The sequence below is a fragment of the Methylobacterium thuringiense genome (genome assembly GCF_022179645.1).
GTDB classification, from domain to species: domain Bacteria; phylum Pseudomonadota; class Alphaproteobacteria; order Rhizobiales; family Beijerinckiaceae; genus Methylobacterium; species Methylobacterium thuringiense.
In genome coordinates, this window is sequence record NZ_BPRA01000024.1 from 116,896 (window position 1) to 137,288 (window position 20,393).

Annotated in this window: 22 protein-coding genes; 10 read left to right on the forward strand and 12 right to left on the reverse strand. The window is 69.2% G+C overall.

The genetic code is table 11. From position 1 onward, the window contains the following. Positions 1 to 46: 46 nt before the first annotated feature. The 3 genes from proC to MFF07_RS20380 form a co-directional block, all read right to left on the reverse strand. A complete protein-coding gene (gene proC / locus MFF07_RS20370; RefSeq protein ID WP_281407176.1) occupies positions 47 to 874 on the reverse strand; it encodes a pyrroline-5-carboxylate reductase in 828 nt (275 codons plus the stop codon). Positions 875 to 881: 7 nt separating this feature from the next. After that, on the reverse strand, positions 882 to 1,388 hold the full coding sequence (locus MFF07_RS20375; RefSeq protein WP_147818836.1) for a type III secretion system chaperone family protein: 507 nt from the start codon (positions 1,386 to 1,388) through the stop codon (positions 882 to 884). 274 nt (positions 1,389 to 1,662) lie between these two features. Beyond that, positions 1,663 to 1,944: an accessory factor UbiK family protein gene (locus MFF07_RS20380; RefSeq protein ID WP_147818830.1), complete on the reverse strand. Its 282-nt coding sequence runs from the start codon at positions 1,942 to 1,944 to the stop codon at positions 1,663 to 1,665. Between the two features lie 246 nt (positions 1,945 to 2,190). Here MFF07_RS20380 and MFF07_RS20385 point away from each other — a divergent pair, with 246 nt between their 5' ends. The 5 genes from MFF07_RS20385 to MFF07_RS20405 all read left to right on the forward strand — a co-directional run bounded on the left by MFF07_RS20385 (position 2,191) and on the right by MFF07_RS20405 (position 6,513). Continuing rightward, the gene (locus MFF07_RS20385; protein ID WP_147818832.1) at positions 2,191 to 2,922 is read left to right on the forward strand and encodes a response regulator; all 732 of its coding nucleotides are present in this window, start codon (positions 2,191 to 2,193) and stop codon (positions 2,920 to 2,922) included. After that, entirely contained in the window at positions 2,919 to 4,406 is a 1,488-nt protein-coding gene (locus MFF07_RS20390; protein ID WP_238232778.1) for an ATP-binding protein, read from the forward strand. The genes MFF07_RS20385 and MFF07_RS20390 overlap by 4 nt, the downstream gene beginning before the upstream one ends. 78 nt (positions 4,407 to 4,484) lie before the next feature. Then, entirely contained in the window at positions 4,485 to 4,715 is a 231-nt protein-coding gene (locus tag MFF07_RS20395; protein WP_147821690.1) for a hypothetical protein, read from the forward strand. Next, positions 4,712 to 5,005 (forward strand): type II toxin-antitoxin system RelE/ParE family toxin, encoded by a 294-nt coding sequence (locus MFF07_RS20400; RefSeq protein WP_147821692.1) that lies wholly within the window; start codon positions 4,712 to 4,714, stop codon positions 5,003 to 5,005. Before MFF07_RS20395 ends, MFF07_RS20400 begins: the two co-directional genes overlap by 4 nt. A gap of 203 nt (positions 5,006 to 5,208) precedes the next feature. Then, positions 5,209 to 6,513 carry an HlyC/CorC family transporter gene (locus MFF07_RS20405; protein WP_238232779.1) on the forward strand — a complete coding sequence of 435 codons (1,305 nt, stop codon included), beginning with the start codon at positions 5,209 to 5,211 and terminating at the stop codon, positions 6,511 to 6,513. 2 nt (positions 6,514 to 6,515) lie between these two features. Here MFF07_RS20405 and MFF07_RS20410 read toward each other — a convergent pair whose 3' ends face one another. Both MFF07_RS20410 and MFF07_RS20415 read right to left on the reverse strand, forming a co-directional pair. Further along, a complete protein-coding gene (locus MFF07_RS20410; protein WP_238232780.1) occupies positions 6,516 to 8,471 on the reverse strand; it encodes a vWA domain-containing protein in 1,956 nt (651 codons plus the stop codon). Between the two features lie 160 nt (positions 8,472 to 8,631). Beyond that, positions 8,632 to 9,186, reverse strand: coding sequence for an RNA polymerase sigma factor (locus tag MFF07_RS20415; protein ID WP_238232781.1), 555 nt, complete (start codon positions 9,184 to 9,186; stop codon positions 8,632 to 8,634). A 439-nt stretch (positions 9,187 to 9,625) separates the two neighbouring features. Here MFF07_RS20415 and MFF07_RS20420 point away from each other — a divergent pair, with 439 nt between their 5' ends. After that, entirely contained in the window at positions 9,626 to 10,108 is a 483-nt protein-coding gene (locus MFF07_RS20420) for a MarR family winged helix-turn-helix transcriptional regulator (protein WP_238232782.1), read from the forward strand. A gap of 122 nt (positions 10,109 to 10,230) precedes the next feature. Here MFF07_RS20420 and MFF07_RS20425 read toward each other — a convergent pair whose 3' ends face one another. Continuing rightward, entirely contained in the window at positions 10,231 to 10,590 is a 360-nt protein-coding gene (locus MFF07_RS20425) for a c-type cytochrome (RefSeq protein ID WP_147820486.1), read from the reverse strand. A gap of 319 nt (positions 10,591 to 10,909) precedes the next feature. On the opposite strand from MFF07_RS20425, the gene MFF07_RS20430 reads away from it, so the two are divergent. Both MFF07_RS20430 and MFF07_RS20435 read left to right on the forward strand, forming a co-directional pair. Further along, positions 10,910 to 12,343, forward strand: a complete 1,434-nt coding sequence (locus MFF07_RS20430; RefSeq protein ID WP_147820484.1) for an FAD-linked oxidase C-terminal domain-containing protein — start codon at positions 10,910 to 10,912, stop codon at positions 12,341 to 12,343. 11 nt (positions 12,344 to 12,354) lie between these two features. Next, positions 12,355 to 12,585: a hypothetical protein gene (locus MFF07_RS20435; protein WP_147820482.1), complete on the forward strand. Its 231-nt coding sequence runs from the start codon at positions 12,355 to 12,357 to the stop codon at positions 12,583 to 12,585. A gap of 119 nt (positions 12,586 to 12,704) precedes the next feature. Here MFF07_RS20435 and MFF07_RS20440 read toward each other — a convergent pair whose 3' ends face one another. The 5 genes from MFF07_RS20440 to MFF07_RS20460 all read right to left on the reverse strand — a co-directional run bounded on the left by MFF07_RS20440 (position 12,705) and on the right by MFF07_RS20460 (position 16,346). Then, entirely contained in the window at positions 12,705 to 13,511 is an 807-nt protein-coding gene (locus MFF07_RS20440) for a 23S rRNA (adenine(2030)-N(6))-methyltransferase RlmJ (protein ID WP_147820480.1), read from the reverse strand. A 73-nt stretch (positions 13,512 to 13,584) separates the two neighbouring features. Further along, the gene (locus MFF07_RS20445) at positions 13,585 to 14,019 is read right to left on the reverse strand and encodes a cupin domain-containing protein (protein ID WP_147820478.1); all 435 of its coding nucleotides are present in this window, start codon (positions 14,017 to 14,019) and stop codon (positions 13,585 to 13,587) included. A 98-nt stretch (positions 14,020 to 14,117) separates the two neighbouring features. Next, on the reverse strand, positions 14,118 to 14,792 hold the full coding sequence (locus MFF07_RS20450; RefSeq protein WP_147820477.1) for a ribonuclease T2 family protein: 675 nt from the start codon (positions 14,790 to 14,792) through the stop codon (positions 14,118 to 14,120). Next, a complete protein-coding gene (locus MFF07_RS20455) occupies positions 14,792 to 15,250 on the reverse strand; it encodes a hypothetical protein (protein WP_147820475.1) in 459 nt (152 codons plus the stop codon). Before MFF07_RS20455 ends, MFF07_RS20450 begins: the two co-directional genes overlap by 1 nt. Positions 15,251 to 15,398: 148 nt before the next feature. Then, complete coding sequence (locus tag MFF07_RS20460) at positions 15,399 to 16,346, reverse strand: extensin-like domain-containing protein (protein ID WP_238232783.1); 948 nt, start codon at positions 16,344 to 16,346, stop codon at positions 15,399 to 15,401. Between the two features lie 113 nt (positions 16,347 to 16,459). Between MFF07_RS20460 and MFF07_RS20465 the strand changes: the two genes are divergently transcribed. Further along, positions 16,460 to 17,698 (forward strand): amidase, encoded by a 1,239-nt coding sequence (locus MFF07_RS20465; RefSeq protein WP_147816716.1) that lies wholly within the window; start codon positions 16,460 to 16,462, stop codon positions 17,696 to 17,698. 54 nt (positions 17,699 to 17,752) lie between these two features. Here MFF07_RS20465 and MFF07_RS20470 read toward each other — a convergent pair whose 3' ends face one another. Next, positions 17,753 to 19,051 (reverse strand): lipopolysaccharide biosynthesis protein, encoded by a 1,299-nt coding sequence (locus MFF07_RS20470; RefSeq protein ID WP_238232784.1) that lies wholly within the window; start codon positions 19,049 to 19,051, stop codon positions 17,753 to 17,755. 201 nt (positions 19,052 to 19,252) lie between these two features. Here MFF07_RS20470 and MFF07_RS20475 point away from each other — a divergent pair, with 201 nt between their 5' ends. Then, complete coding sequence (locus MFF07_RS20475) at positions 19,253 to 20,392, forward strand: NAD(P)/FAD-dependent oxidoreductase (protein ID WP_238232785.1); 1,140 nt, start codon at positions 19,253 to 19,255, stop codon at positions 20,390 to 20,392. Position 20,393 lies beyond the last annotated feature (1 nt).

A 20,393-nucleotide genomic window follows, 5' to 3' on the forward strand; every position in this document is an offset into this window, starting at 1 on the left:
GCGATCGGCTGCAGTGCAGCCAAGCCGGCGCGCGTCGTCGTCGCGGTCAGCCGGCGAGTTCGCCCGCACGTCGTCTTGCTGCCTCGACCGCCTCGGTCAGGAGATCGGGCAGGCCACCCTCCCGCATCAGCACGCCGAGCGCGGCCGCGGTGGTGCCGCCGGGGGATGTGACGTTGCGGCGGAGTTCGCCAGCCTCGATCGGGCTGGCGTCGAGCAGGGCTCCGGCTCCGGCCACGGTGGCACGGGCGAGGCGGGCAGCCATCTCTGGAGGCAGGCCGGCCTTGGTGCCGGCCTCGGCCAAGGCTTCGGCCAGCAGGAAGGCATAGGCCGGCCCCGAGCCCGAAACGGCTGTGACGGCGTCGATCAGCGCCTCGTCGTCGAGCCATTCGACGAGACCGGAGCAGGCGAGAAGGGCATCGGCCTGCGCCCGCTGCTCGGCCTTGATACCGGTGCTCGCGACGGCTCCGGTGGCGCCGCGCCCGATGCTCGCGGGCAGGTTCGGCATGGTGCGCACGAACGCGCCCGCCCGCGGAAGTCGCGCCGCGAGGTTCGCCAGCGTCTTGCCCGCGAGGATCGAGACGACGAGGGTGCCGGGGCCGACCAGGGGTGCCAACGTCGTCGCGGCGTCGTCCAGCCCCTGCGGCTTCATCGCCAGGACCAGTGTCTGCGCGGCCGAGGTCCGTTCGGGATTGAGCGTCACGCCCCGCTCCGAGCAGAGCGCGGAGATCTCCGGCCCGACCTGCGGATCGATGACCGTGGTGGTGGCCGGGTCGAGCCCGCCGTCGAGCCAACCCCGCAGGAGCGCGCCGCCCATCTTGCCGGCGCCCACCAGGGTCAGCGAGGCCGGCAGGGATCCCTTCGGTGTGTCCGTCACGGCCGGCTCAGGCCTCGCCTTCGGTCTCGAACAGCACGGCGTCGAGGGCCTCGCGGGCCGGCTTGCCGGCCCAGAGCACGAACTGGAAGGCCTGATAGTAGCGCTCGCAGGCCTCGGCCGCCGTCTTCATCAGCATGGCGCATTGCGGCTGGGTCGGGGCGACGCCGCCGGTGAGCAGCAGCGAGTGGCGGAACATCACCACGTGGTCGCTCGACCACAGGTCGAAATGGCCGATCCAGAGCTGCTCGTTGAGCATCCCGATCAGCTTGGTCATCTCGAGGCGGCGGCGCTCCGGCACCTTGAGATCGAAGGCGCAGGCGACGTGCAGCGCCTCGACGTCCTCGATCCAGGTGAAGGCGACGTGATACTCGGTCCACTTTCCCTCGACGGTGACGGACATCTCGTCCGTCTCGGCCCGGTCGAAGATCCAGTCTCGCAGGGACGCAAGCCTCTCCACCACGTCGAGCGGATGCTCCGGGCGGTCGAAATCCTCGATGATGTGCAGCTGGGTCATGGCCATCCAAATTGTCGAGCCGTTCATGACCGATGAACGGTTCGGCGGTAAAGCAAAGGCGGCGTCGAAGCCGAGCGACCGGCAAGACGAGATCTGCGCCGGGGCGCGGATTCATCCGGAGATCATCAGTTCCAGCGTTCGAGGTGTTGTTGTGTCGGGCGCGAATCAGTGCCTGACCGTTTATAGCCTGCGTTCCCCGCGTCGTTCAAAGCGTCGAGACGGGATGAATGGTGGGCAACCCCGCTGTCCACCGTTCCTTGCTGTGCAAAATCGCTCAGACGGATTCGGTGTTGCCGGCGCGACTCACATCGGGGCCGAGCTGCGACTCCAGCGCCGTGACGCGGGCCTCCAGCGCGTCGTTCCGGCTGCGCAAGGCGGTGACGAGGTCGCGCAGCACGTCGACCTCTTCGCGGGTGGCGATGTCCATGTCGCGGATCAGGCGCTCGACCTGCGCCTTGAACAGCGTCTCGGCCTCGCGCCGGACACCCTGCGCGGCGCCGGCCGCGTCGGTGAAGATCCGGGCGACGTCGTCGAAAAGGCGGTTCGAGCTCTGCATCGTCGTCTCTCGGATCTGGCGGCCGCAGTGATCTGCAGCACGCTGCGAATCAGCGATGTACCGACATAGGAATCCGCGGGAGTCCCGGCAATCGCCCTTCGCCGGTTCGTTGCGGGTTTCAGGGGATTGCGAAGATCTTTGCCCGGCGGCTCCGCGAAACATCGCGTTACAAAGTTTGTGTTGCCCTCATCTACGAACCGGCGGGATGAGCGCGCATAATACCGTCCGGAGACACCGACGCCCGACATGACGACGCCCGCCATCACGGCCACCCCGCATATCCTCGTCGTCGAGGACGATCGCGAGATCAGCGCCCTCGTCGCGCGCTATCTCAGGGGTAACGAGTGCCGGGTGAGCCTCGCGGCGGACGGGCGCGAGATGGACCGGCTTCTGGCCGAGTCCCGCATCGACCTCGTCGTGCTCGACCTGATGCTGCCGGGGGAGGACGGGCTCAGCCTGTGCCGCCGCCTGCGGTCGGCCTCCGCCATCCCGATCCTGATGCTCACGGCGAAATCCGAGGAGATCGACCGGATCATCGGCTTGGAGACCGGGGCCGACGACTACCTCGCCAAGCCCTTCAACCCGCGCGAGCTGCTCGCCCGCATCCGCGCCATCCTGCGGCGCGGTGCCGGCGCCGAAAAGCCCGAGGCGGAGGAGGCGCGTCGCCTGCACTTCCACGGCTGGACCCTCGACACGGGCCTGCGGCAGGTCCTGAGCCCGGAAGGCGCGCGCATCGCCATCACCGGCGCCGAGTTCGACCTGCTGCACGCGCTCTGCCTTCGGCCGGGGCGGGTGCTGTCCCGCGACCAGCTCCTCGACCTGACGCAGGGGCGCAGCGCCGGGCCGTTCGAGCGCAGCATCGACGTGCTGGTGAGCCGCATCCGGCAGAAGATCGAGCGCGACGCCCGCAGCCCCGAAATCATCCGGACGATCCGCTCGGGCGGCTACCTGTTCGCGCCGGAGGTGACCCGCTCATGAGCACCAGCACCACGGGTTCGCCGCCGGTCGCCACGACGACGGCCGCCCCGGCGCGCGGCCTGCGCCGCTACTGGCCGCGGCCGAAAAGCGTCGCCGGACAGATCGCGCTCCTCGTCGTCGCGGCGATCGTTGCGACGCATGCCGTCGCCGCCCTCGCGCTCTTCGCCCTGCGCGAGCCCTGGCGCGCGGAGGGACGGCCGGGCGTCGCCGCCAACCGTCTCGCCGTCATCGCGCGCATGCTCGACGACACCGCGCCGGAGGGGCGCGACGCGATCTTGACGGCCGCGAAGCGCAGCCTGCCGACGCTGCATCTCGGCGCCTGGGACGGCACGCCGCCGCCGGTCGAGAGCGAGCGCCTGCGCGAGCACCCGATCATCGAGCGCCTGCGCGACGCCTTCGGCCGCGATCTGGCGCTGGCGGATCTCGGTCCGGATTCGAGCAGCGAAGATCCGCCCGTGCTGCATCTCGGCCTGCGCACGCCCGCCGGCGCGGGGCTACGTGCCACCCTGCCGGACGACACGCTGGGGCCGCCGAAGCGCGGCGTCATCGTCTTCACGCTCCTGTTCATGGCGACGACCCTGACCCTGCTGACGGTCTGGGCGACCCGCGCCCTGACCGCGCCGCTCGGGCAGCTTGCCGGCGCAGCGGAAGCGTTCGGGACGCGTCGCGCCCCGCCGCCCCTGCCGCGGCGCGGGCCGCAGGAGGTGCTGGCGCTGGCCGGCGCCCTCGACCGGATGCGCGCTCGCGTGAACCGCCTCATCGACGACCGCACGCAGATGCTCGCCGCGATCAGCCACGACCTGCGCACACCGATCACCCGTCTGCGCCTGCGCGCCGAATTCATCGAGGACGAGCACACCCGCGAGCGCACCCTGCGCGATCTCGACCAGATGAACGCGCTGGTCGAGGCGGCGCTCGCCTATGCCCGCGACGAGCGCGGCGCCGACGGTGGCTCGGACACGGAGAAGCCGCTGATCGACATCGCCTCCCTGGTCCAGACCGTCTGCGACGACTTTTCGGACATCGGCGCCGACGTGCGCATGGCGCAGGCACGCCACGTCCTGGTTCGGGCGCATCCCGAGGACCTGCAGCGCGCCGTCGCCAACCTCGTCGACAACGCCGTGAAATACGCCGGCTCTGCCCGGCTCTCGGTGGAGAAATCCGCCACCGGCGTCGCCATCGCCGTGGCCGACGACGGGCCGGGCATTCCGGAGGCGGAGCGCCACGCGATGCTTCAGCCCTTCGTGCGCGGCGACCGCGCCCGGAACCTCAACGAGGAGACCGGCTTCGGCCTCGGCCTGTCGATCGTGCTGGCCATCGTCGAGGCGCATGACGGACGGCTGACGCTGGAGAACCGGGTTGGCGGGGGCTTGAGCGTTCGGATCGCGTTGCCGGGGACGCTGGCGGGGGGGGTGCCTGAAGGCACCAACGGTCTGCAGCCAGCCGCCGGGCCGGGCGGCGCGGGCAATTTAGGGCCTGGATAGCGTGTCGGTTGGATTCCTTCCGGTTCGTTTGAGCAGGCACATGTTTGTGTCGGCGGACATCAGGAGCATAATGTCGGCATGACGCAGCTTCTCGAACAGGCCTTCGAGCGCGTTCGCGCTCTTCCGGTCGAAACGCAGGACGAGTTCGCGCGCGTCCTGTTGCGTCTCGCAGGGGACGACGGAGAGGGTGTGTACCAGCTCACTCCCGAGGAGGAGGCCGACCTGATCGAAGCGCAGGCCGAAATGGCGCGCGGCGAGTTTGCGACGGCCGCCGAGGTCGAGGCTGTCCTGTCCAAGTATCGCGCGTGAAGCTTCGTATTCAGAAGCACGCTCTGCGACAGATCGACAGGATTTTAAGCGATATTTCTACCGTATCTCCGCAAGGCGCATCACGTGTCGAGGCACGGATTTCGGAGATTTTTATCTTGATCCGGCAGCACTCGCAGGCTGGAAAGCGGACAACGATTGCGCGGGTGCGTCGCGTGTTTCTCACGCCCTATCCGTACCTGATCGACTATTTCGTTGGAGACGACGAGATTGTCGTTCAACGGTTTCGGCATGCTGCCCGCAATCCCGTGACGATACCGGGTGTGTCATGATGATCTGCAGCGATGCACGGGTGTCCGCGGACGGAGGGGGCGTGGGTGCGCCGGGCCGCCGAGGCGGGCGGCGGCACCGACGATCAGGCCAGAGCGTGACATGAGGTGGGGCCACACTGCGCTCTCGGTTCCGGGCCGGCCATGCCGCTGCTAGAGCACATTCCACGGTGCCACGCATGCAGCCCGCGGGAACGATCTAGTTCATGAACGACCACAGCGACGTCTGGCTGGCAGCGAGCATCGTCGTGATCTCGCTGCTGCTCTCGGCCTTCTTCGCCGGGGCCGAGACGGCCTTCACCGCGGCGTCACGGGCGCGGATGCATTCGCTGGAGAGTTCCGGCAACCGGCAGGCGGCCATCGTCAACCGCATCCTGGCGATCCGCGAGCGCTTCATCGGCGCGATGCTGATCGGTTACAACGTGGTGGCGATCGGCGCCTCCGCCTTCACCACCAGCGTGCTCACGACGCTGTTCGGCAGTAGCGGCGTGATCTACGCCACCGTGGCGATGTCCGTGCTCGTCATCGTCTTCGCCGAAGTGCTGCCGAAGACGCTCGCCATCACCAATCCCGACCGGATCGCGCTGCTGATGGCGCGGCCCGTCGCCTTCGCCGTCGTACTGCTCGGACCGCTGGCGGTGGCGACCGAGGCGATCGTCCGGGCGATCCTGAAGCCCTTCGGCGTCGCGATCGGCGTCCACGGTTCGATCCTCTCGGCGACGGAGGAGATCCGCGGGCAGGTGGCGCTGCTTCACCGCGAGGGCGGCGTGGAAAAGTCCGAGCGCGACATGCTCGGCGGGCTGCTCGACCTCAACGAACTCAGCGTCTCGGAGGTGATGGTCCACCGCACCAAGATGCGCACCATCAATGCCGACCTTCCGTCCGAGGACATCGTGCGCGAGGTGCTGGCCTCGCCCTATACCCGCATGCCGCTGTGGCGGGACAAGCACGAGAACATCGTCGGCGTGCTGCACGCCAAGGACCTGTTGCGGGCGCTCGACGCCGCCGGCGGCGACCCGGCCCGGCTCAAGGTCGAGGAACTGGCGCTGGAGACTTGGTTCGTGCCGGATACGACCTCGCTGCGCGACCAGCTCAAGGCCTTCCTCGCCCGCAAGACGCATTTCGCCCTCGCCGTCGACGAGTATGGCGAGGTGATGGGCCTCGTCACCCTCGAAGACATCCTGGAGGAGATCGTCGGCGACATCGCCGACGAGCACGATGTGGCGGTGTCTGGCGTGCGGCCCCAGCCCGACGGCTCGGTGACGGTCGACGGCGGCGTGCCGATCCGCGACCTCAACCGTGCCATGGATTGGAGCCTGCCGGACGAGGAGGCCACCACCATCGCCGGCCTCGTCATCCACGAGGCTCGGGCGATCCCCGACACGGGCACCGCCTTCAACTTTCACGGGTTTCGCTTCCACGTGGTGCGCAAGGCGAAGAACCGGATCACGTCTCTGCGCATCTCGCCGCTCGCCCCCGCCCTGCCGAAGCCGGCGGGGGAGGGCGAGTAATCTCACGGTCGCGACGAGCGCAGCGCCTGCGCGGTCTTGGCGGCGCGCACGAGCTGTACGAACTCGGAGCGGTAGCCGTAGGGGTCCTCGCCCCGCGCGGACGTCGCGATCTTGATCACGTCGTCGAGGCCGAAGCGGCCGGTCCAGCGGCCATTCCGAAGAATCTCGCCGAAGCCGGCGACGGCGGTGGCGAAGCGCGCGTCGTCGTCCGCCTTGTCGAAACTCGGCTGCTCGACGGCCGGGCCGACCGGCGTCTCGATGAGCTGGCTGACGTCCTGGTCCGGGCGCTTGTAGCGGATCTTCACGAAGGCGTAGTCGCCGGCCGACGCGGCGGACTCGGGCTTGGCCGCGCCGTAGCGCAGGGGCGGGACCGTGCGCGGTCCGCCGACGGGGACGATCTCGTAGAGGGCGGTGGCGGTCTGGCCCGAGCCGACCTCGCCTGCATCGACCCGGTCGTTCTCAAAATCCTCGCGGTTCAGGGCGCGGGTCTCGTAGCCAATCAGGCGGTACTCGGCGACGGCGGCCGGATTGAACTCGACCTGGATCTTCACGTCCTTGGCGATGGGGAACAGCGTCGCCGTCGCCTCCTCGACCAAGACCTTGCGGGCCTCGTTGAGGGTGTCGATGGTGGCGGCCGTGCCGTTGCCGTTCTGGGCGAGCGCCTGCATCAGCGAATCGTTGGTGTTGCCCATGCCGAAGCCGAGCACCGAGAGGAAGATGCCGGTCTCGCGCTTGCGCTCGACGAAGCCCTTCAGCTCGTCCCGGTCGGTGATGCCGACGTTGAAGTCGCCGTCTGTGGCGAGCATCACCCGGTTGACCGCGGACGGGTCGAAATTGCGCTCGGCCAGGGCATAGGCCTGCCGCAGGCCTTCGCCCCCGGCCGTCGAGCCTCCCGCTCCCAGCCCTTCGATGGCGGACAGGATCGTCTGCTTATCGCTCGCCGCCGTCGGCTCCAGCACCGTGCCGGCCTGTCCGGCGTACGTGACGATGGCGACGCGGTCCCGCGCGTCGAGCTGCGTCAGCAGCAGGGCCAGGGAGCGCTTCACCAGCGGTAGACGGTTCGGGCCGTTCATCGAACCCGAGGTGTCGACGAGGAAGACGAGGTTAGCCTTCGGGCGCGCCTCGGCCTGGAGCGCGTAGCCCTTGATCCCGACGCGGACGATCTTGCGGCCCTCGGCCCAGGGGCTCGGAAACACGCTGGCCGTGACCCGGAACGGCGTCTCGCGGTTCTCGGGGGCAGGATAGCCGTAGGGGAAGTAGTTGATCAGCTCCTCGGTCCGCACGGCGGCCGGCGGGGGGAGGGTGTCGCGGGCGAGGCTGGCGCGGACGAAGCCGTAGGAGGCGGTGTCCACGTCGATCGAGAAGGTCGAGACCGGTGCGGTCTGCACCGTCTGGAACCCGCTCTGCGGCTTGCCGTCGAATTTTTCGTGGCCGGTGGGCTCGGCCGGTGCCTGTTGCAGGTCGGGCGCCGTCGACAGCGCGCGAGCCCGCATCTGCGGGGGGGAGGCCTCCTGGCCTCTTCTCTCCCAATCCGCAAAGCCCGAAGAGCGGAAAGCCTGAACCTGATCGCGGCCTATTCTCGTGGCGGGCAAAGGCGAGGCGGGCAAAGGGGAGGTGGGCGGGGGCGGGGCAATCACCGGCGCCTCGGCCGGCTTCCGTGTTGCGTCCGCCGGCGCGTCCCGTGCCGCCATAGACTGCGGCTCGGCCTCGCGGACCATGGAGTTGGCGCCGGTGGCTTCGGGCTTGGCCGTTTCAGGACCCGGCGAAGGCTCGGCCGGGGGGGCACTCGCCGTCGGCGTCCCGATGTCCAATGTCGGCCTCGGTGCTGCGGGCTCGGACGACGGCGTCTCGGCCGGCGGCGCGACGGGGCCCTGATGCTCCCGCGACAATTGCCAGGCGATCGGAGCGGCGACGATGACGACGACGGAGGCGGCGAGCGCCGTGCGGATGGGAGTCATGGGAAACGTCCTCTTTCGAGTGTGACGATCCCTTGGACGCGCGTCGGCGGCGGATCCTTTGCGGGTATCGAACCGCGCCAGCGCGGCGTCGATCGCCCGCTCGCGCGCTTCGGACGAAGCGGCGGGGGCTTCGGGAAGCCGGCCGGCGTCGTCATTGCGATCAGACATCGGGCCTCTCCCCGTCGAAAACCGCCTTCAGGCGCCGCCTCGCCTCGAACAGGCGCCACGACACCGTGGTCTCGGCGATGCCGAGCGCCGCACCCGCCTCGGCATGGGTCAGCCCCTCGCCGGCGACGAGCACCACCGCCTCGCGCAGGCCCGGATCGAGACGCCCGAGCGCGCTTGCGAGCCAGACGCGGCGGTGCGGATCGCCGCCATCGCCGGTTCCCCCGGCCCGGACGAGCACGGCCAGACCCTGCCGCAGCCGGGCGAGCGTCGCGCCGCGGCGGCGATGATCGCGGCAGGCATTGGCCGTGATTCCGTAGAGCCACGTGCTGAAGCGCGCCTCGCCACGGAAACCCGCGATCCGGTCGGCGAGCGCGCAGCAGATCTCTTGTACGATATCCTCCGCATCCTCCCGCGAGCCGGTCATCCGCCAAGCGATGCGGTGCATGCCGTCGTAGTGCCGGCGCAGCAGCGCTTCGAAGGCCATGCGGTCGCCATGGACTGCCCGGCCGACGAGATCGCGATCCGGGTCGCCGGCGCCCGCATTCACCGCGACTGCATCCGGAGCGGTGGCACCGGCCGGTCGGCCATGTCGGGTCCTTCCCGCATCGCGGCAGGCAATGCTGTGCCGCACGTATCCTGCCCCCTCGATAGAGCCTCGACTCCTGAGACGCGCAAGGCGAGCGGATCCTTGGAAAAATCTCCGGATTTTTTTCGAAGTTCGGCGCGATCATGCCCGTGCGGCTGATCCGGGCGCGCTCGGACGAATGCTACGGTCTCCCCAAGCGCACGCCCCATTTGATTGTGTGCATTGCAAATTTCCTTTAAGAACCGTCTCTTAGCCGACGATCGTGTGTCGAGCCGTGCTGTCCCGACATCGTCGGGAGCAAGACGGCAGGACGATTGCATCGCGCTGACGACACCAGGGCTGAGGCTCACGGCACCGACGGGACGGCCGCTTCGGCAGGTGCGGGACAAGGATCACGACAATGAGCAAGCCGGGCCGGGCCGACGACCCGCAGCGTCTCGACAACCAGCTCTGCTTCGCGGTCTACGCTGCGGCGCACGCATTCGGTCGCGCCTATCGCACGATGCTGAGCCACCACGACCTGACCTACCCGCAATACCTCGTGCTGCTCGTCCTCTGGGAGGAGGAGGGGCTGACGGTGAAGGACATCGGTACCAAGCTGTTCCTCGATTCCGGCACGCTGACGCCGCTGCTGAAGCGTCTCGAGGCTGCCGGGCAGGTCCGCCGGGTGCGCGACCGGGCCGACGAGCGCCAGGTCAGCATCTTCCTGACCGACAAGGGCCGCAGCCTGCGCGGCAAGATGGAATGCCTCCCCCAGGATGTCGGCGGCATGACCGGCCTCGACATGGACTCCCGCCGGTCGCTGCTCGAACTTCTGGCCGGAGTGCGCGACGAACTCCACGAGCGCGCCGGTGCCGAGATCGCAGCCCGCGCCGCAGAGTGAACGACCCGCTCGGGCAACAAAAAAGCCGCTCTTGAGAGAGCGGCTTTTTTGTTGGACCGAAGATTTTGTCATCGCTGCGAGCCGTCCGGGTTTCGACCCGGACGGCTGCGCGATCGGCCTGATTACTTCTGGGTGCCGAGGTAGGCGACGATGTCGCCGAGCTTCTTCTCGTCCTTGACGCCGGCATACATCATCTTGTTGCCGGGGACCTTCTTCTTCGGGTCGGCGATCCACTCCTTCAGGCTCGCCTCGTCCCAGGTCAGGCCCGAGTTCTTGAGCGCGTCGGAGTAGTTGAAGCCCTCATGCGAGCCGGCCTTGCGACCGACAACGCCCTTGAGATCCGGGCCGGCGCCGTTCTTGCCGAATGCATGGCAGGCCTTGCACGGCGCGAACGCCTTCTCGCCTGCCGCCGCATCGCCTTCGGCGTGGGCAGCGAGGGGAAGGAGCGCGGCGAACGCGGCGCCGAGGATGAAATGACGCATCTATGTTCCTCCTGGGAGGCGGCAACGGCCGCCCTTGGGCTGGTGGTAAAGCCACCTTGCTTTAGAACAGATAAAGACTGGAAATGCCACCCGGGTTCCCGCGCTTCGGTGCCGAAAACGCCAATGCCGCATGGACTTCGTGCACTAGAAGACAGAGCGTGACGCATCCGTCGGCACGCCTTTTCCGCTACTCCAGCGCCTGTCCACGAGACCGACACTGCGCCATCTCGCCTGAAGCCAAGCTGAAGCGCCGCGGAGCCGGCACGCAGGGTGCGCGTTCATCCCGTACGGCACTGTTCAACCCCGGAGGAAACGCCCGATGTCGATCGCATTCCCCGTTCCCGACGCGGCGATCATCGCGCGCCGCGCCGAGATCATCGAAGGGTTGCGCCCGCTGGTGGCGCCCGAGGCCCTGGTGACGACGGAGGACGAGCGCCGCGTCTTCGAGACGGACGGGCTGACCGCCTACCGCAAGCTGCCCCTCGCGGTGGTGCTGCCCTCGACGACGCAGGAGGTCTCGGCGGTGATGGCCTATTGCCACGCCAACGGCGTGCCGGTGGTGGCGCGCGGCGCCGGCACCTCGCTCGCCGGCGGCGCGATCGCGCAGGAGGACGCCGTCATCATCGGCGTCGGCAAGATGACGCGCATGGTCGACGTCGATTTCGCCAACCGCACCGCCCGGGTCGAGGCCGGCATCACCAACCTCGCGATCTCGGGCGCGGTGAGCCACGAAGGCTTCTTCTACGCCCCCGATCCGTCGAGCCAGCTCGCCTGCACCATCGCCGGCAACATCGCCATGAACTCGGGCGGCGCGCATTGCCTGAAATACGGCGTGACCACCAACAACCTGCTCGGCGTCACCCTGGTGACGAACGACGGCACGGTCGTCGAGATCGGCGGAGACCATCTCGACAGCGGCGGCTACGACCTGCTCGGCCTGATCTGCGGCTCGGAGGGCCAGCTCGGCATCGTCACCGAGGCCACCGTCCGCATCCTTCGCGCGGCGGAGGGGGCCAGGCCCGCGCTCGTCGGCTTCTCCTCGGTAGAGGATGCCGGCGCCTGCACCGCGGCCATCATCGCCGCCGGCATCATCCCGGTGGCGATCGAGTACATGGACAAGGAGGCGATCCTCATCACCGACGACTTCGCAAATGCCGGCTATCCGCGCGATGCCGCAGCCATGCTGATCATCGAGGTCGAGGGGTCGGACGAGGAGTGCGAGGACATGCTCGCGCGCATCGAGGCCATCGCCCGGGACTTCAACCCGACGAGTATCCGCGTCTCGAAGTCCGAGGCCGAGAGCGCCGCGATCTGGAAGGGCCGGAAATCCGCCTTCGGCGCGACGGGCCGCATCTCCGACTACATCTGCATGGACGGCACCATCCCCACCGGCCAACTCGCCACGGTGCTGGAGCGGATCGGCGCGATCTGCGCGGGCCATTCCCTGCGCGTCGCCAACGTCTTTCACGCCGGCGACGGCAACCTGCACCCGCTGATCCTGTTCGACATCAACACCCCCGGCGAGCTGCAGAAGGCGGAGGCCGCGGGCGACGAAATCCTCAAGCTCTGCGTCGAGGTCGGCGGCTGCCTCACGGGCGAGCACGGCGTCGGCATCGAGAAGCGCGAGCTGATGACGTTCCAGTACACGCGCGAGGATCTGGAACAGCAGATGCGGGTGAGGAACGTGTTCGACCCGGCCTGGCTGATGAACCCGGCGAAGGTGTTTCCGCTGGAGGGGCGGGTGACGGCGTAGGAAACTGTGGCATGAGCCTCGTCCACAACGAGCGGCAGAAGCTGCTTGCTGGCAATTTGGATCGGCTGAGTAGTGCCTTCTCGATCATCGGTGTCGTGACGCCGGTGATCGCTTGGAGTTATGGATTCCCGACAGCGCCGCCGTTTACGATTTATAGTGTCGTCTTCTCGGGAATTTGGTTTCTCACGGCCTTGAGCCTACATCTTCTGGCGAGGCGTACGTTGCGGAGGCTGCGCGAATGACCTGGATGGACATCTACGTGATCTTCGGCATTCCAGCGATCGTCCTAACGATCGCCTACGCTGCTGTGCGTCTGAACGAATGGGACATCGACCGGCGCCGCCCGCCCGCCGAGTAAAGCTCAAGCCTCCGGTCCGAGCCGATCGCACCGGAACGCCCCATAGGCCCGCCGCGCCAGCCGCTCGGCCAGGGGCGGCAGCACGAGATCCATCTCCTCCGCCAGCCGCCAGGGCGGGTTGATCACGACGAGGCCGGTGCCGGTGAGGCGGGTGGCGTCGTCGGGCCGGTCGATCATCAGGTCGATGCGGAGCGCCGGGCGGTCCAGGCCGGCATCGAGCGCCGCGATCGTCCGGTCGACCGCGTCGAGATCCTTGATCGGATACCACCCCAGGAAAACCCCCGTCGGCCATTTGCGCGAGGCCTTGAGCAGGCTGTCGCCGAGGCGGTCGATCTCGCCGCGCTCCTCGTAGGGCGGGTCGATCAGCACGAGGCCGCGGCGTTCGGGCGGCGGGATCATCGCGCCGAGCGCGGTCCAGGCGTCGAGGTGCAGCACCTTGGTGCGGCTGTCGCTGCGGTAGAGGTCGGCCAGGCTCGCCGCATCGTCCGGATGCAGCTCGACGAACACGCCCTTGTCGCCGCTGCGCAGAAATTCCCGGATCAGCGCGGGCGAGCCGGGATAGATGGTGTCTCCGTGGCGTTCGCGGACGGCGGCGACGGCCGCGCGGTAGGGGGCGAGCAGGGCCTCGACGTCGTCGGTGAAGGGCACCTCGAGCCGGCCCCACCCCTCGTGCCATTCGCCCGTGCGGTCGGATTCGTCGGCGGTGAGGTCGTAGAGACCGAGCCCGGCATGGGTATCGATGGCGCGGAAGGGTTTGTCCTTCGCGGTCAGGTGAACGAGCACGCGCGTGAGCACGAGGTGCTTGAGCACGTCCGCGAAATTGCCGGCGTGGAAGGCGTGGCGATAGTTCAGGGTGTCGGTCTCCGGGCCTGACGCGCGCGCGTCAGCCCTTGTCGAAGGGGTCGGGACGCACGGCGTCGAGGTCGGGCAGCAGCACGACGCTTTCCTGCTCGTTCGGATCGGTCCGGGCGATGAGGGCCGTGCAGGGTTCGTCGGCGCTCGGGTTGTAGGGTAGGTGCGGCACGCCCGCGGGGATGTAGAAGAAATCGCCGGGGCGGACCGTGGCGTGGTCTTCGAGGGCGTCGCCGAACCAGCAGCCCGAGACGCCGGTCAAAGCATAGATCGCGGTCTCGTGCGCCGCGTGCTTGTGGGCCTTCGCCTTGGTCAGCGGCGGGATCGTGACGAGCTGGAGATGGATGCCCGCGGCGCCGACGCGCTCCGCCGAGATGCCGACGGCATAGTCGAGCCCCTGCTTGCCGGTGAAGGCGGCGCCAGCCTGGACGAGGCGGCAGCGTGGCTGGTGAGGGGCGCTCGTCATGGTACGGTCCTCGGACCTTCGCGGCGTGTCACAAGGCTGGGAACGGCCCCTCATCGAAGGATATCCGGCTTTGCGCGGAAAGCCGACACCCGGCCCCGTCAGCGGGCCACGTCGATCTCGACATCGCCGCCGCGGCAGCCCTGGCGTGCGACCGTCGGGCAGCTCGCAAAACCCTTCAGTTCCTTGTCGAAGCAGATCCGCACTTCCTCGAGTTGGCCGCGCTTGCAGGTCACCGTCATCATGTCGGTGCGCAGGCCCCGGTTCGCCTCGGCGAACTGGCGCGCGATCTCCAGGGGGGCGGCGCGCTGGCTGGAACTCGGCTTGCGATAGGGCTCCGGAATCGTCACCGCCTGCCGCGTGGTCTTCACCGCCTTGAAATAGGCGACCGGGTCGAGACCGGAGCAGGTGCCGTGGGTCTTCCATTCGTGGCGGGCGAGCCCGGCGCTCGGCATGATCTCGCCGGCCGCGGACATGGCGTCGCCGGTAAGCGCGCGCGGGAAGGCGCCGCAATTCGAGGGGAAGCCGCGGCTGTATTGCGGCCAGAGCCCGTGCACCACGAAGCCGAGGCCGCGTCCCGGCGAGCATTGCCCGTCCGCATCGCGCTCGGCGCCTTTGCCGCTGCAATAGCTCGGCGACCAGGACAGGGCGAGAACGTAGAAGTCGAAGGAGCCCGGCGTCCCGCCGCCGCCGCGTCCGCGAAACCCACCGAAATCCTGCGCCTGCGCGACGGTCGCGGCGAGCAGCAGGATCGCGACGGCGGCGTTGCGGAGCATCAGGGGCGGGCCATCCGGCAGGCGGTCGAATAGGAATAGGCGAGATTGCGGTCGAGGCCGTGGACGCAATAATCGACGCCCCAGGTCGCGCCGATAATGCCGAGTCCCTCACGCACCGAGTAGTCGATCCGGCGGCGCACGCCGTCCGAGGTCGTCGCCACCGCCGAGCAGTAGCGGCGGGGAATGTAGTCGAGGCCGTAGGGCCGCCAGGCGGTGCGGCTGATGGTGTCGTAGGACTCGATCGTCATCGAGGTGTTCCAGAACTTCGCCTCCTTCTCGGCGAACCGGCTGGAGATCTTCTCGAGGACGCTCGTATCCTGGCAGGCGGGAATCTGCGCGTCGTAGGGAAACACCTGCTCCTCGGCCGGCGAAATCTCTTCGCGAGCCGAGCGGGCTGAGGCGGGCTGGATCGCCAGGAGGCCGAGGGCCAGGGCTGAGAAGAGTACGGTGAGACGCATCACGGCTCGGATCGCTTTCGCGGTGTCGGATCGTTGCGGCCGACGATGGCCTCCCGACGAGGCAAGTCAAGCTTGGGCCGTCCGCGGGCGCCGCTTTTGCGGCCGGCTGGGGAGTCGGGGGCACACCTCCGACTGTCCTGCGAGCCGATCAGTAGATCGGTTCGGCCGCCGAGCCGCCGACATCGAACGCGGACGGCTCTTCGTCGACGCCGCCACTGTGGCTCTCCGCGGGCGCCGCGGCGTAGGCCGAGCGCGGGGAGGGCGCGTGGGCGAAGCGGGCGCCGCCGCGCGCGGCGGAGGGCGACGCCGCGTACGGATCGTCCGTCTCCTGCTCGATCGGCGCCTGCGACGGCGCGGGCTGGCGGACCGGCGGGCGCGGGTTGGCGAACTGGCGCGGCTGGCCGTCGGCGCCGATCTGCGGCTCGAACTTCAGTAGCGGCTTGCAGATTCGGCGCAGGCCGCGCGGGTCGTGCCGGGCGAGGTCGACGTGGATGTGGTCGTAGTGGAAGATGTTGGAGCCGGGCGCGAGCACCGTGGTGAAGCGGGCGCAGGCCCCCGTGAAGATCTCCCGCAGGAAGCCCTGTTCGGCCTCGGTGCCGCGCCAGCCGCCCTTGATGGTGATGACATGGCCGTCGGCCAGCGTCAGCGACATGATGTCGAGAGCGTTGCCGTAGGAATGCTCGGAGAGCTTGGCGCCGGCCTGGTTGTTCTGGCCGCGGCAGGCATAGGTGCCGGCGTTGATCTCGGCCACCGCCACGCCGAAATACAGGTTGGCGGCGGGCTGGATGGTGTCGGCGAGCCAGGCTTCGGCTTCGGCCAGAGCCGGACAGCCCAGCGTCATGCGCTGCTTCAGCGCCACCGTGCCGCCCCCCATCCGCGTGACCTTGAAGGGCTGCTGCATGCCGCAGGGGCCCGGCCCGTCGATCTCCTTGGCGAGCGAGACATAGCTGGTGGGACGCACGAGGCCGCGCGCGATACACATGTTCTCGGCCTGGTCGCGCCACGGGGCGCGGGCCTCGAACCGGTTGACGGCGCAACCGGCCAGGCCGGCGAGAAACATCGCCGGGATCGAGAATGCGAGAACGCTACGCCACATGACCGCGACAATGCGAACGGTCGCGTAAACGAGCTGCTAACGACGCGGCGTTCCGCCGCCGACGGCAGTGGACAAGTGTTGACAGTGGCCCCTCGGCAGCCAGATCGACCCGCATGCTCTCCCTGATCGAACTCCGCACCCGCATCGAGGCCGGCCGCCTCACGCCCCGGCAGGCCGTGGCCGAGGCGCAGGCGGCGATCGCCGAGCGCGATCCCGGCCTCGGCGCGATCGTCTGCAGCGATCCCGACCCGGTCGTGCCGGGGGAGGGGCCGCTCGCCGGCATCGCGGTGGGCATCAAGGACATCATCGACACCGCCCACCTGCCGACTCAGATGGGCTCGTCCATCTACGCAGGCTGGCGGCCGCGGGCCGATGCCGCGATCGTCTCGCGGCTGAAGGCGCTCGGCGCGGTGCCGCTCGCCAAGACCGCGACCACGGCCTTTGCCGGGCTCGACCCGGCCCGGACGGTGAACCCGCACGATCCGGCCCACACGCCGGGCGGCTCGTCCTCGGGCACGGCGGCTGCGGTCGCGGCCGGAATGCTGCCGCTGGCGCTCGGCACCCAGACCGGCGGCTCGGTGATCCGCCCGGCCGCCTTCTGCGGCGTCGCCGCGATCAAGCCCTCGTTTCGGCTGCTGCCGATGGTGGGGGTAAAAACCTTCTCCTGGGCGCTCGACACGCTCGGCCTGTTCGGCGCCTCGATCCCCGACATCGCCCGCGCCCTCGCCCTGATCGCCGACCGGCCGGAGATCGATGCTTCGGGAGAGGGATCGCGCAGCCCGCGCATCGGCCTCTGCCTGCAGGGCTTCGCCGGCGAGGCCGATGCGGATGCCGCCGAGGCGCTCTCGCGTGCCGCCCGCGCGGCGGAAGCCGCGGGCGCCGTCGTCACCGACCTCACCCTGCCCGAGCCGTTCGCGCGGGCCTGGGAGGTCCACCCGCTGATCCAGGATTTCGAGGCCCGTCAGGCGCTCGCCTGGGAATACGCGACGCATCGCGACACGCTACCGCCGGTGCTCGGCGCACAGCTCGACCGGGCGCAGGCGCTGACCGCCGCGCAATACGACGACGCCCGCCGCAGCGCGCACCGCGCCCGCCGGCAGCTCAAGGACGTGTTTTCGGAGTTCGACGCGATCCTGACCTACTCCACCACCGGCCGCGCCCCCCGCGGCCTCGGCTCCACCGGCGATCCGCGCTTCAATCGGCTCTGGACCTTGATGGGCGTACCCTGCGTGAACCTGCCGGTGCCGGGCGACGGCCTGCCGCTCGGCGTGCAGGTGATCGCGCGCTTCGGCGGCGACGGGCAGGCGCTGGCGGTGGCGGGGCTGATCGCGACGGCGCTCGCAAGGAGCTGATTGCGGCTCGGCTATCCAACGCATGAGTGTCCCGGGCCTGCCCCGATCGGTGAACTATGCTGCCGTCGCCATCGCCCGCGCCGCGCTGCGGCGAACCAGCCTGAGCAGGATCAGCCATGCGGCGGCGATGGTGCAGGCCTCGATCACGTAGAGGGCCGCGAGGGTCCCGTTCGGCGGGAACCACCACGACCACCAGACGATGAGCAGCGCGCCGCCGAGATTGGTCGCGTTGACGATGGCCGCGCGCTCGCCCTGGTGACTGGAGGCGCCGAGCACGTCCATCGCGACTGAGGAGGCTGCGATCAGGATCGGGATCCAGGCCAGGATGCGGACGAACCGCGACAGCGAGGTGTAGTCCTGCCCGAAGATCAGCGGCAGGTAGCCCGACACCAGAAACAGCCCGAGCGAGGTCGCCGTGCCGAGCGCGAGCGCGATCGGCAGCAGCCGCAGTGCGCCCGGCATCGTGGCGTGGATGCCGTCGAGGCTCGTCTTCGCGAAGCGCGGAAACACCAGCCGGTTCAGGGCGTCGATGCTGAGGTAGCTGCTGTCGAGGATTCGGCGCGCCACGCCGTAGCTGCCGACCACCTCGATGGACGAGACGAGGCCAAGCATGAACAGGTCGGCGTTCTGGCGGATCGCCCGCGCCACGAACTGCGAGCAGAAATACAGGCCGAGCCGGATCTCGTTGCGCACGATGACGAAGCGCGGCCGGCCGAGGCCGCGCAGCCACCAGCCGTAGGCGGCCACCACGACGAGGTTGCCGGCGAACTGCCACACCGCCCATTGCGCGAGGCTCGCCGTCGAGAAGACGAGGCAGGCGGTGACAGCGGTGAGGGTCCGCGCCAGGGCATAGCCGACCACGGCCCGGTTCGCCGAGGCGAAGCGCGAGTGGCCGAGGAAGATCAGCTCCGCCAGCAGGATCATGCGCACCAGCACGACGTTCGTGACGAGCAGCAGCGCCGTCGCGCCGAGATTGGTCGCGGGATCGGGACTGACCTTGAGCCAGAACGGCAGCGTCGCCAGCCCGAGCCCGACGAGGAGCGACCCGGTCACGGCGATCAGGATGGCGTTGTGGCCGAGCATGGCCGGATACATCGCCCGATTCTGCGAGACCCGGCGCAGCAGGCAGTCCGAGGCGCCGAGGCCGCAGATATGGACCGCGACGTTGGTCAGGGCGGTGAACTCGATGAGGCGGCCGAACTCGGCCGGGCCGAGGGCGCGCGCCAGGATCGCGAAGGTGAGAAGCTGGGCCGCACTCGCGGCGACGAGGCTGCCGCTGGAGGCGATGTAGGACAGCCCCAACGGCAGGTGCCGTCGAAGGGCCGCCAGCCGTTCCGTGAGCCGACGGTTCAATGCGTTTTAATCCCGAGAAAACACTGCTTACGCAGATTTACACGTTGCGGTAGCGTGAACCTTGCGGTTTGACGGACGGCTAGCCTGCTCCGGCGTATCGTCGGAGGCCGACCGATGCGAGGCGTCATGGGCGCTCAAGTCACCCTCATCCCCGATCCGGGTCAATCCGCGCAACCCACGGATGGCCCAGGGACGATCGACGTGGACGTCGCCGTCCTCGGCGCCGGCATCGCCGGAATCGCCGCCGCCTCTGCGCTCGCCCGCCAGGGCCGGCGCGTCGCCCTGATCGCACAGCACGATCGCCATCCCCCCGAGTTCCGCGCCGAGAAGCTCGGCGAGCCGCAGATGCGGCTCCTCGACCGCATGGGCCTCGGCGACGTGGCGCGCAAGGCGACGACGCCGTTCGACGGGGTCTGGCTGCATCGCTTCGGGCGGATCGTCGACCGTAACGCCAAGCGCGAATACGGCTGCGACTACGCCCGGCTCATCGATGCTCTGCGCGGCGCGCTGCCGGACTCGGTCGAGCGCGTCGTGGGTCGCACCGACACCATCGCGACCGGGCCGGACATCCAGTCCGTGACCCTGCTCGACGGCCGCGTCGTGCGGGCACGGCTGCTGGTCGTCGCGACGGGGCTCGGCGAGGGCGTGCGCCGGCAACTCGGCCTGCGCCGGGAGATGATCAGCCCGTCGCACACCCTGGCCGCCGGCTTCACCTTGACGCGGCCGCCGGCCGCGTTCCCGTTCCCCTCGCTGGTCTGGACGGGAGAACATTTCGGCGACCGGGTGTCCTACCTCACCCTGTTCCCCGTCGGCGACACGGTGCGGGCGAACCTCTACGTCTACCGGGCGCAATCCGATGCCTGGACGCAGGATTTCCGGCTCTCGCCCGAAGCGATGCTGCGCAGGATGATGCCGCGGCTCGAAGAGACGTTCGGCGAGATCCGGGTCGACGGGAAGGTCGTGACCCGGCCGATCGACCTGTACCGGGTGCAGGATCATGCCGGGCGGGACGGCTTCGTGGTGGTGGGCGACGCATTCGCCACGACCTGCCCGATCACCGGCACCGGCATCGACAAGGCGCTCACCGACGTCGACCGGCTCTGCCACGTCCACGTCCCGGCCTGGCTCGAGACGCCTGGGATGGCGGCGGACAAGCTCGCGGGCTTCTACGCAGATCCGGTGAAGCAGGCGCGCGACCGCTCGGCCCTGCGCATCAGCCTCGACGCCCGCTCGATCAAGATCGAGACGTCGCTGCTGTGGAAGCTGAAGCGGGCGAAGAGCGAGACCGTCGTGCGGATGCTCTACCGCCTGCCGGCCAACCGCTTCATGGAGCGGCGCTGAG